Origin of the sequence: Kistimonas scapharcae, from assembly GCF_039540975.1 — a bacterium.
In the GTDB taxonomy this organism is placed as follows: Bacteria; Pseudomonadota; Gammaproteobacteria; order Pseudomonadales; family Endozoicomonadaceae; genus Kistimonas; species Kistimonas scapharcae.
In genome coordinates, this window is record NZ_BAABFL010000022.1 from 1 (window position 1) to 1,830 (window position 1,830).

A 1,830-nucleotide genomic window follows, 5' to 3' on the forward strand; every position below is an offset into this window, starting at 1 on the left:
CTGAACGGCTTTGCAGAACCGGTACTGGTGCTTGCCATGGATGACTATGGCGATACCTGGCAGGTGAATACCCGTTACATTGTGGGTGATGTGATTCACCCCACAACAGGTAGGTTTGCCGGCTTCGTCTATGAGTGTCTGGCAGAAGGGATATCAGGCTCATCAGAACCCGAGTGGTGGGTAGATGACGGCAGCACCAACACCGGACTGGTGGGAACCGCAGTCTTCAAAGCACGTCTTTTCTATCAGGCCATAGTCCATGGCCCTTTGCTGCCGGCCATAAGCAACAGCACTGGCGATGGCTGATTACATTCCGGATCCTGCGAGTCTGACACTGGAGGGTAGCCATGATTATTCAGTGCCGGATGGGGCAGGCATTTCACTGGATGTAGCGTTCGGTGAGCCAGTCAAACCTCCTCCTGATAGCTGGCCGGTAGCGCCATCCGTTATACGCCGCTGGCAAAGTGACTGGCAAAAGGCTACCCGCAATGAAGCGATGACGGGAGCAGGGTGGCGTCCTGGTGAGCAGGCGGAAAGCGCTGTGAAGCTGCATGTCAGGGATGCATCACAGAGGCCGGAACCAGTCTTTCAGCCGGCATGGAGGAAAATACCGGGTCAGGACGTTCATACCGACCAGGGTTGGGGTAACGGGCAATCCTGCCAGATATCCACAGGCGGGCTATGGGGCGATGTGCAGCCAAAGGATGCCTTTCCCGCCAACACAGGCTGGGATGCCAGTATTTTGCCCACAGAGGCCGCCTGTGGAGCCTGGTGGGGCAACCCGCCGGGTAAGGATAATACTCTAGCCGGCGGCTGGTTTCGGGTGATGGCGCACTCGGCGGATGACCGCGACAGGGCCGGCTACTTACCGGAGCCCAGCCGTCTATCGTTTGTGTTCAGGAATGCGCTGTATACGCCGGAGAACAACACGGGCATCTGGTTTGCCTTTGGTCAGAAGGTTCCACCCAAACCGGTACAGCCAAGAGAAAGCCGTAACGTTCTCTCATGGAACCGGGCAACNTACCGATCCCGTCGATCCTCCGGATCCCACCACCCCGGACAGACCTGCCGAAAAGGACACCTGGCTGATCATGAACACGATTAACACCGTTACCTTGCCGGACAGAACGCCGCTGGATATCACTGACCTGACCATCAGCCTGGATATCGACAGCTTCACCTGGTCGCTGGTTGCCAGGGTCAACAACCGGCCAACGCTGGCACGGGTGCAACCTGACAGTGACGGACCAAAGCATATCGAGATCGTTATTAACGGCTGGGCCTGGGTCTTCATGATAGAGCGCTACAGCAGCGACAGGCGCTTTGGTCGGGAGCAGTACACCATCCGGGGTGAGAGCCGAACAAAGCTGCTGGCCGCACTCTATGCACCACGGCGCTCCCATACTGAGACTTCTCCCATCAACGCCCGACAGGCCATGGAGAATGAACTGCTTAATACGGGCTTTTCCATCGACTGGAATACCAGCGGAGATGGAACCACGCCGGACTGGACGATAGATGGGGGTGTTCTTTCCTATCAGGATCTGACGCCTATGCAGGTCATTGCCCGAATAGCCACCACCGCTGGTGCAGTGGTTATCCCCGCCGCTGCCAGTGACGCCTTGACGATCCAGCCACGCTATCTGTTCAGTCCCTGGCATTGGCAGGATGAAAGTACTGTGGTCAGCCACAGCGTTCCCGAGAGCATGATGGTCAGCATGAGTGCGGAATGGCGGGCTGAGCCTGCGTACAATGCCGTTTATGTATCCGGCACCCATACCGGTGTCGCCGTAGAGGTCACTCGTGCAGGTACCGCAGGGGATCAACCGG

General features: G+C 57.7%; 1 protein-coding gene and 1 pseudogene. Both read left to right on the forward strand.

Annotated elements, in window-relative coordinates; all coding sequences use genetic code 11:
* A partial coding sequence (locus ABD892_RS01810; protein WP_345193204.1) for a hypothetical protein occupies window positions 1–306 on the forward strand: 306 nt, incomplete at its 5' end.
* 785 nt (window positions 307–1,091) lie between these two features.
* A pseudogene (locus ABD892_RS01815) lies at window positions 1,092–1,830 on the forward strand (hypothetical protein); the annotation flags it as partial.